7 protein-coding genes are annotated in these 9,169 nt (G+C 70.2%); 3 read left to right on the top strand and 4 right to left on the bottom strand.

Features of this window, described 5'->3' with window-relative positions:
- Window positions 1–222: 222 nt before the first annotated feature.
- From ACH4UM_RS25905 to ACH4UM_RS25895, 3 genes are all read right to left on the bottom strand, one after another.
- Window positions 223–1,572: a serine hydrolase domain-containing protein gene (locus ACH4UM_RS25905; protein WP_398183805.1), complete on the bottom strand. Its 1,350-nt coding sequence runs from the start codon at window positions 1,570–1,572 to the stop codon at window positions 223–225.
- Window positions 1,573–1,670: 98 nt separating this feature from the next.
- Entirely contained in the window at window positions 1,671–2,879 is a 1,209-nt protein-coding gene (locus tag ACH4UM_RS25900) for a cytochrome P450 (RefSeq protein WP_398183802.1), read from the bottom strand.
- A 1,090-nt stretch (window positions 2,880–3,969) separates the two neighbouring features.
- Window positions 3,970–4,749 carry a thioesterase II family protein gene (locus ACH4UM_RS25895; protein ID WP_398183799.1) on the bottom strand — a complete coding sequence of 260 codons (780 nt, stop codon included), beginning with the start codon at window positions 4,747–4,749 and terminating at the stop codon, window positions 3,970–3,972.
- A 164-nt stretch (window positions 4,750–4,913) separates the two neighbouring features.
- On the opposite strand from ACH4UM_RS25895, the gene ACH4UM_RS25890 reads away from it, so the two are divergent.
- The gene (locus tag ACH4UM_RS25890) at window positions 4,914–5,627 is read left to right on the top strand and encodes a FadR/GntR family transcriptional regulator (protein WP_398183796.1); all 714 of its coding nucleotides are present in this window, start codon (window positions 4,914–4,916) and stop codon (window positions 5,625–5,627) included.
- Between the two features lies 1 nt (window position 5,628).
- Window positions 5,629–6,462 carry a sterol desaturase family protein gene (locus tag ACH4UM_RS25885; RefSeq protein ID WP_398183793.1) on the top strand — a complete coding sequence of 278 codons (834 nt, stop codon included), beginning with the start codon at window positions 5,629–5,631 and terminating at the stop codon, window positions 6,460–6,462.
- A 25-nt stretch (window positions 6,463–6,487) separates the two neighbouring features.
- Here the strand turns inward: ACH4UM_RS25885 and ACH4UM_RS25880 are convergent, their stop codons facing one another.
- The gene (locus tag ACH4UM_RS25880) at window positions 6,488–7,759 is read right to left on the bottom strand and encodes a hypothetical protein (RefSeq protein ID WP_398183790.1); all 1,272 of its coding nucleotides are present in this window, start codon (window positions 7,757–7,759) and stop codon (window positions 6,488–6,490) included.
- A 617-nt stretch (window positions 7,760–8,376) separates the two neighbouring features.
- Here ACH4UM_RS25880 and ACH4UM_RS25875 point away from each other — a divergent pair.
- A complete protein-coding gene (locus tag ACH4UM_RS25875; RefSeq protein ID WP_398183787.1) occupies window positions 8,377–9,075 on the top strand; it encodes a TetR/AcrR family transcriptional regulator in 699 nt (232 codons plus the stop codon).
- The last annotated feature ends 94 nt before the right edge of the window (window positions 9,076–9,169 follow it).

The following is a 9,169-nucleotide window of genomic DNA, read 5'->3' as shown; positions in this document are numbered from 1 at the left end:
CGCGATCACCTCGCCCGGCGCTTCCGGCCCGGCGGCATGCACCCGATCACACACCGCGGTTCGGCGGCGGCCACCGCACCCTGCAGGTACGGCGGCCACCGCGCCGGACCTGCCGGGTGGCCACCACCAGGCCGGACCGCGCCGGTACGACGGCCACCGGGCCGGACCATGCCGGTACGACCGCCACCGGGCCGGACGTGCCGGGGCGGCGGCGCTCCCGGATCAGTCGGCGCCGGTACGGCGGGCCGTGCGCCCGGAGATCTGCACGCGGTCCAGCCGGCCGGTGGTGGAATCGCGGTGGAACCTCCCGCCCGGCTCCCTTCGGCCCGTGGCCGGGTCGACCAGGTCGCAGGTCAGGTCCGGATAACAGACGAGGGGTATCGGCAGGTCACCGTCGACCGAGAGCGTCGGCGAGCCGTCCGGTGCGAGCGTGATCCGGTACTCGGTCTGCCCGTTGGCGTAGGTGCCCGCGCACTCCGGGAGGGCGACGGCGCTGCCGCGGTGGGCGCGAGCCGGTGCGGTCGGCACGGCCGCACCGGTGAGCCGGGCCAGGTCGTCGGCGAGGTCGTGCCAGAGTGCGGTCGCACCGCTGGAGTTGCCGGTGAAGGCGACGACCGCGCCACTGTCCGGCTCGGCCCGCAGATGGCAGGAAGTGCCCTGCGCGTTGCCGTCGTGGCCGCACCAGACACGGTCGCCCTGCCGGTACAGGGACAGGCCCAGCCCCCACGCGTCGGCCAGAGCACCCGCGTCGGCGGCCGGCTGGGGCCGGTGCATGTGCTCGGCGACGGTGGCCGGCAGGACCGCGGACCTCCCGTTCAGAGCCCTGCCGAGAACCGTCAGCTCCGCGGCGCTCGCCAGCAGGGAACCGGCCGGCGCCTCGACGGGGGCAAGATTCTGGTGGGCCGTACGCACCCGGCCGGAAGCGGTGTTGCGTGCGTGTCCGGCGGCGGCCTGCCGTGCGCGGGGACCGTCGCCCAGGAACGCCGGTGCGGTGCCGAGCGGTTCGAGGAGCAGCACGCTGACGGCTTCCTGCCATGACATCCCGGTGACCTCCTCCACCAGGCGTCCGGCGGCGACGTATCCGGCGTTGGAGTAGGAGAAGTCGGTTCCCGCGGGAAACAGCGCGTCCCGCGCGGTGCAGACCGCCGACAGGTAGCGGGAGGCGGTCATGCCGGCGGCGGTGTCGGAGTCGGGCCCGGTGGGCAGCCCGGCGGTGTGGCTCAGCAGGTGACGAACCGTCACATGGGGTAACTCGCGCAGCTCCGGGACGAACACGCGGACCGGGTCGTCCAGGTCGAGGTCGCCGTCGTCGGCCAGCAGCATCACGAGGGCCGCGGTGTAGGGCTTGGTCAGCGAGCCCAGGGGCACGGCCGTGTCGTGACAGAAGGGAGCGCCTGTGGCGGCGTCGGCCGTGCCGGTGTGCACGCTCAGCGTGTGCGTGCCGGTGGCGACGGCCAGTTGGGCACCGGGAACCCGGTGGGTGCGGGCGAGGGTGTCCAGACGGTCCTGGATCTCCTGGCGTAAGAGGGACGGCCCCCGATCGGTGACCGGAGCGGTGGGGGTGTACGGCATGAGAAGGGGACTCCCGTTGGCTGGGTCTCATGTGCGGGATGACGGACCGGTCCGCGGGTGAGCGGTGGCGGGACCGGTCGTGGGCGGGTGAGCCCGCGCTACGGCCTGTCGACCTCGATCGGCAGATGGCGTACGCCGACGATGACGGCCGGGTTCTGGAAGGTGACGTCCTCGTAGGAGGGCACCGTCAGCCTGCGGAAACGTTCATGCAGCATGCGCAGCGCGATCCGCGCCTCCAGCCGGGCCAGGGGTGCCCCGAAGCAGAAGTGGATCCCGTGGCCGAAGGTCAGATGGGGGTTGGGGCTGCGCCTGGCGTCGAAGACGTCCGGCGCCTCGAAGCGGGCCGGATCCCGGTTGGCGGCACCGAGATGGGCCATCAGGAGCGCGTCGGCGGGGATGTCGTGACCGCCGAGGGTCACGGGCCGGGTGGTGCGACGCCCCAGTTCGGGGAAGGGCGGCAGCCAGCGCAGCACTTCTTCGACAGCTTCGGGGAGCCGGCCGGGATCCGCGCGCAGGGGGGCGGTGGCGCCTGGATGCCGGTCGAAGGTCACGACGGCGTTGCCCAGCAGGGCGGTGGTGGTGATGTGCCCCGCAACCAGCAGCAGGGCGACGAACCCGACGATCTCCTGGTCCGCCAGCCGCGCACCGTCGACCTCTGCGGCGATGAGCCTGCTGGTGAGGTCCCCGCAGGGGTTCGCACGGCGGCGGCGGATGTGCTCCAGCACATACCCGTTCATCTCGCGCACGGTGGGGGCGATGGCCTCGAGGGCCCGCTCCAGGTCGGCCATGCCGGGGGCCTCACCGAGCTGGTCGCCGCCGAAAAGCACGCTCGCCCAATCCTGGAAGAGTCTGTGCTCCCCGGCCGGTACACCGAGCAGTTCGGCGATCACGATGATGGGCAGCGGGTAGGCCAGCGCGTCGACGAGGTCGAACCTGTCCCGGCCGTCGACGGCGTCCAGCAGCTGCCTGCAGACGTCCTCGATGCGGGGGCCGAGGCCCTGGACGACCCGGGGGGTGAACGCCTGGCTCACCAGAGTGCGGAGCTTGCGGTGCTCGGGCGGGTCCATGCCGACGAAGTTGCCCTGCCGCAAGGCCTCGAAGTCCTGCTGGGTGGGGGCGATGGGGGAAAGATCGGAGGAGTACGTCGCCGGGTCGGCGAGTACGGTGGCGACCGTCTCGTGGTCCAGGACCTGCCACACGCCCTGGACCTCGTCGTACCGCACCGGCCCGGCCTCGCGTAAGAGACGCCAGCGGTCGGGTAACGTCTCCAGGAGCACCAAGGCGCCCGTCAGTTGGTCACTGATCACCTTTTCTCCTTGCCGGCGGCGCACGGGTGCTGCCACCACGCCTGCGAGTTGAGCCCGACGACGGGCGGCGCCGCGGCACGGACGCGAGCCCGGCGGCCGGACCGGGCCGCCGCACAGGGCGCCAACCCAAATCCCGCCCCACCGCCACGTCCTGGGGGCGCTCCTGGCCCGGAACACGTACAGAAAGCCGTACGACACCCGACGCCATGGATTTGACGGCCGGTCAGCACCACGAACGATCCACGTGGCTTGGGTGAGCGGTGTCCCGCAGGACGGACGAGGTCCGCCTGTCATCGAGGTCGTCGGACCGCCTCGACGCGTCCACCGGCAGACCCCTTCGCCGCCCTCCGCGGATGGCCCCACTCGGTCTCCGCGGCGCATGCCAACCCGACATCGCAATCCCCCAGTGCTGTCTCCCGCGCAGTCCCTGCACAGGACATTTCCCCCGGCACACACGAACGTTCGGCAGAACCCCACGGGCCCGAGCGCCCGGAACGAGGCGAGGCAATACGCACACGGGGCACATGCTGCACAGTGCGCACTCCAGAACACCTTCGTCCCAGTCGAACTCGGCCACAGTCTTCACGGTGAGTCACTCGATAGCAACCCCCTGAGGTTGAACGGCGCGTGCCCTTTCGGGTGTTCGCCGTGACCACCGAGTGGCTGCCGCGGGGTCCTCGCCTTGCGCAACGGTCCGGCCGGATCGTCGCCCCGGCGTGTGCCCCAGCGCTTCGACGTCAAACCCGCCCTCGCCGGAAAAAGTTCCGCTCCCTCCGGAAGCACGCCGGTGACCTGGTGGAACGCGACGACCCGGAGGCGGACGTCCTGTCGATTCCTCTGCCGGCCGGGCCATGACGGCCGCCGCACCGATTCGGCCAACTTCGCCCGGACCCCAAGTGCCCGCGCGCACGTCACTCATGGACTGGGGCGCGCCCAGGGCGCGCAGAGGCCGAAATCACCCGGAGAGCACACGGGGCGCACGGTCACGCAGCGTGCGCGGTACATGCACCCACCGGTGAGCGGTTCGGCCACGGGACGGCCATCCGGCGGGCCCGGTACGGCAGTCCGCGCCCTTCCCGGCCCGCGCACCTCACCAGTCGGACACCGGGGCCGGACCACCGTTTCCCGAACCCGCCCATTCCACAACGATCCGGGTCACCTCCGCCAGATGGTCGAGCAGAAAGAAATGGCCACCGGGGTAGCTGCGCAACCGGAATTCAGCCTTCGTGTGGTCCTTCCAGGAGGCGGCCTCGTCGAGGGACACCTGCGGGTCCTGCTCCCCCACGAGGCACAGCACCGGCACGTCGACCACCGTGTGCTCCGTCGGCCGGTACAGCTCGACCGCGCGGTAGTCGTTGCGGATGGCCGGCATGAACAGGTCCATGAGGTCGGGGCTGCGGACGATCTCGGGGTCGGTACCACCCAATTCGGCCAGACGGCGCAGAAGTTCCTCGTCCGTGTCACCGGCTCCGCGGCCTGCCCGGAGCGCCGACGGCGCGGCCCGCCCGGAGACGATCAGCCGGCACGGTGCCGTGCCGCCCTCGGCGGCGAGCCTGACCACCGTCTCGAAGGCCACGCTCGCTCCCATGCTGTGCCCGAAGAGGACCAGCGGTACGGGGCTGCCCGCGTAGCGGCGCAAGGATCGCGCCACGTGGTCCGCGAGTCCCTCGACGGTCGTCACGAAAGGCTCGTCGAACCGGTCCTGCCGTCCGGGGTACTGGACGGCGGAGACGTCCAGTACCCCCGGAAGCCGCCGGGCGAACGGCGCGTAGTACGTGGCGGCGCCGCCCGCGTGCGGAAAGAGCACCACGTGTGCCGCCGCCCGCCTTGTCCTGCACAGTTCCAGGACCCAGGGGTCCTTCCTCGTCATCACGCGTTCCCAGCCCTTTCGCCGATGGAGGCACCAGCATCCGCCGGGTACCCGGCGTCAAGACGCGAATCAGGCCCATGTCGCGGCGCGACTGGGCGGTCTCCCCTCAACTCCACTGGTCCAACCAGTTGACCAGTACACCTGGCGGGTGCACGCTGAGCGCCATGGCAGCGGAACGCATTCGGCGGGAGGCGGTCTCCGACCAGCTTTTCGTGTTGCTCAGGGACCGCATCCTGAGCGGAGTCCTGGCCGCCGGCACCGCTCTGACGGCGGAACGGGAACTGGCCGCGGAGTTCGGGGTCAACCGGCACGCCGTCCGCGAGGCGATGAAACGCCTGCAGCAGGCTCGGCTGGTCGAGGTGAGCCACGGCGGCCGCACCATGGTGCTGGACTGGCGGCGCACCGCCGGGCTGGACCTGGCGGTGCAGATGGCCGAGGCCGAACGGCCTTTGCATTCCCACGACTTGAGGCGTGACGCCCTGGAGATGCGGGCGTGCATCGGCGCGGACGCGGCCAGGCTGTGCGCGGCCCGCTGCTCGGGCGAGCAGGCGGCGGCCATCGAGAAGGCGGCCGCCGACTACGCCGAAGCAGGCCCGGACCTGTCCGTTCTCGGGTCGGCGGACATCGCCTGGTGGCGGCTGATCGTCGAAGGCTCCGGCAATCTCGCCTATGTGCTGGCCTTCAACACTCTCGTGGGCGGCACGCTCACCGCCGGCGAGGTACCGCCGGACCGCCGAGCGGAGGAACTGCTCGATGTGGCGGCCCATCTGCGGCTTGCCGAGCTGATCGCGGCGCGGGACGAGGAGGGTGCCGAACGCCTGGCCCGGCAGCTGCTCTCCCGCAGCGTGCCCGCCGTTTCGGAGAGGAGGGCGGGCTGACATGATCCCCGCCGTCGTGTACGCGATACCGTTCTTCGTCCTGCTGGTCGTGGTGGAGGCGCTGTCGTACCGCTTCCTCCCCGACGACGAAGAGCGCGGCTACGAACTGCGCGACACGGTCACCAGCATGTCCATGGGCGCGGGCAGCCAGGTGATCGGACTGCCGTGGAAGGTGCTCGCGGTCCTGGCGTACGCCGTGGTCTGGAGCCACGCCCCCTGGAAGTTGCCGACCTCCTCGGCGTGGACGTGGATCCTGCTGTTCTTCGCCGACGACCTGGCGTACTACGCCTTCCACCGCGCGCACCACCGTGTCCGCGTGCTGTGGGCCGGCCATGTGGTGCACCACTCCAGCGTGCGCTTCAACCTGTCCACCGCGCTCCGCCAGAGCTGGACGCCGATGACCACGCTGCCCTTCTGGCTGCCACTGGCACTGCTCGGCATCCAGCCCTGGATGATCCTGCTGCAGCAGTCGATCAGTCTCGTCTACCAGTTCTTCCTGCACACCGAGCGGGTGGACAGACTGTGGAGACCGATCGAATGGGTCCTCAACACCCCCTCGCACCACCGTGTGCACCATGCCTCCAACAACGTCTACCTGGACCGCAATTACGGGGGCGTCCTGATCGTGTGGGACCGGCTCTTCGGCTCCTTCGAACCGGAGGGCGAGCGGGTCGTGTACGGACTGACGAAGAACATCGACACCTACAACCCGCTGCGGGTCGCCTTCCACGAGTACACGGCCGCCTGGCGCGACGTGCGCGGTGCGCGGCGCTGGCGCGACAAGGCGGGCCATCTGCTCGGCCCGCCCGGGTGGTCGCCGAAGGCCGGGGCCTGAGACGCCACCGTGCCGCCCGGCGCGGCTATGAACCGTCGGCGTGGACCGCGTAGACGTACCGCTTGCCCACGTACTCGCTGAGGTTCCAGATCACGGACTCGCTGTAGGCCCAGCCGGACGCACCGCTGCTGTGGTAGCTGAGGTCCTCGCAGCCGACGGCCAGGTCGCAGACGGTGGTCGCGGTCGAGTCGCCGGAGGTGAAGGTGCGCAGCGAACCCTTGCTGGACGGGCCGGCGCTCGTCGAGAGGTAGTGCTTGCTGTTGCGCGAGACGACCCCCTGGATCTTCTGCTGGGCGACCGTCACGGCTTCGGACGCGGTGAGCGAGGCCACCTGCCGGTTGGTGTAGTCGAGGTTCCAGCGGACCACCTTGGGCGTGGTCGTGCCGGGGCCCGTGCCGTTGAAGGTGCCGTCCGTGTAGTCGACGGTGCCCGACAGGGAGTACTCGCTCACCACCAGGCTGTCGGGGGTACTGGCCCGGTCGAGCCCGATCGTGGTGTAACGCAGGTACGTCCCCGCGTTGTCGTAGGCGTGACTCTGCGGCAGGACGTACTGGTACCCGTAGCCGTAGTACGACCCGTCGGTGTGCAGACCGCACACCTCCGTCTGGGCGGTGTCGACCTTGAAGAGGGTGTTCAGGTCGAACACCCTCAACCCCTTGTAGGTGTCGACGACATAGAGAAGGTTGCCGTACCACATGATGCCGCCGGCGTGCTTGCGGATGGGGTCGAAGGAGTACTCCCCGGTGCCGGTCCTGACCGGCTCGACCAGAAGGATGTGCCGGTAAGTCGGTGCGGAAGCGGTGGTGTAGTCGACGAACGTGAGCCGCTGGCCCTTGTCGAGCGCGTACTCGTCGACGCCGTCGTTGTCGGGGTCGGTCTCGAAGTACCAGGAGGCGAGGACGACCCGCTTGTTGCCGCCGGCCGGATAGACACCGTTGCCGTAGGCGTCGGCACTGGTCGTGACCCCCTGCGGGATCCAGTAGTCGACCGTCTGGTCGCCGCTGTCCCAGGCGAAACCGGTCGCGAACGCCTCGGCGGTACTGGGGGCACTGGTGAGGTGGGTGGCACTGCGGTTGGTGTCGGCGATGACGGTCGTCGCGTCCACCTTGGTCAGCTTGGACGCCAGGCCGGCGGCCAGGTCGGCGAACTCACCGTGGGCGTTGGCGGATCGGCTGGTGAGGGCGAACTGGCCCACGTCGATGGTGGCCGCCTCGGCGACGGTGGGAGACAGCAGGCTCCCCGCGGCTCCGACGAACGGCGCGGCGGCCAGGCCCTTGAGGATCGTTCTCCGTGACATGATCATGAGGCAGAAAACTAGGCCCACATGATCAAGTGACACAACCCGGCTGGTCCATGGCGACGGATTGGAGGTGAATGTCCAACCGGTGGGCCGCCCATCCTCTCCGGGTGATCTCGCGGCCAGCCCATGTGCCGTGTTCCCCCTCCGGGTGAATGGCGCGGGTGCCGCGGCTCGCCGCGGTGGGCTCCTCCGCAGAGGAATCGGATCCGGCCGGCCGGTGCCATCCAGGCACCGTCTGACGCGGTGCGGTGCACAACGCGATCACAACGCGACCGGGTGAGAACCATGCCGGCGGCCGGGCAGCACGGCAGCGACCGACGGAGCACTGCGCCTCCGCTCACCGCCGTGGCGACACCCAGGTGCGGCACAGCGGGGCCGACCCGGACCGGGGAAAGCCCCAGTTCCGTCCAAGTGCCGAACGTGCCGGCCCCTCCGGGCGGCACCTCGAGCGGCCGCACCGTGTGCACGAGCCGGATCCATGCGGGGCGGCCCAGCCATGCCCACCCAGGGCTGCCGCAACCCGCTCACGTTCGACCGCCTGCCGCCAGCTGGGCGAATCATCGATAACAATCAGATGTTGTCATCGGTACGGTGGTGGCGCTATCGTTGATTACATGGATACGAGATCGTCGATAATCGAAGCTACGGCAGCCCTGTTGGCGCAGTCCCCGAGCGGTGACGTGTCCACCCGGGCGGTGTGCGAGGCGGCCGGCGTGCAGCAGCCTGTGCTCTACCGGATCTTCGGCGACAAGGACGGACTGCTCTCGGCCACCGTCGACTACGTCTGGGACCAGTACCTGGGCAGCAAACGGGCCGCCGAGAAGTCCGAGGATCCATTGCAGGACCTCCGGGCGGGCTGGGACAGTCACACAGCATTCGCGCTGGCCAACCCCAACGCGTACAAGTTGATGTTCTCCCCGGTACTGCGCTCCGTGCCCGAGGCGGCCGAGGAGGCGTTGCGCATCCTGCGCGAGGTTCTGGAGCGGCTGGCCGCGCAGGGCCGACTCCGGGTGACCCCGGAAGTGGCCGCACACATGGTCATGACCTCGAACACCGGGGTCGCGCTCGCCCTGATCACTCGTCCCACGCTCTATCCGGACGTGAGTGTGTCGGTCGCCGTCCGCGACGCGATCCACCGGGCCATCCTGTTCGATCCCGTTTCGGACACGGCGGAGCACGACGTACGGAAGGCTGCCGCCACCACGCTGCTGTCCTCCCTGGACGAGCTCACACCGCAGCCCTTCACGCCCGCCGAGTCGGCACTGCTCAGGCAGTGGCTGTCGCAGATCACCGAATCCGGCCCGATCGGCTGAGACCCAACACCCGCACGCCAGAGGCCCGCACCGGGTCATGGCGTCGGCCGAGTGCGCCCAAATGGCGGGCGCCCACCCCCCACACCCCGTTCAC

Source organism: Streptomyces sp. NPDC020801 (assembly GCF_044334385.1).
Classification (GTDB): domain Bacteria; phylum Actinomycetota; class Actinomycetes; order Streptomycetales; family Streptomycetaceae; genus Streptomyces.
The sequence above is the reverse complement of the archived record's forward strand: the minus strand, read 5'-3'. Positions and strand labels throughout refer to the sequence as shown.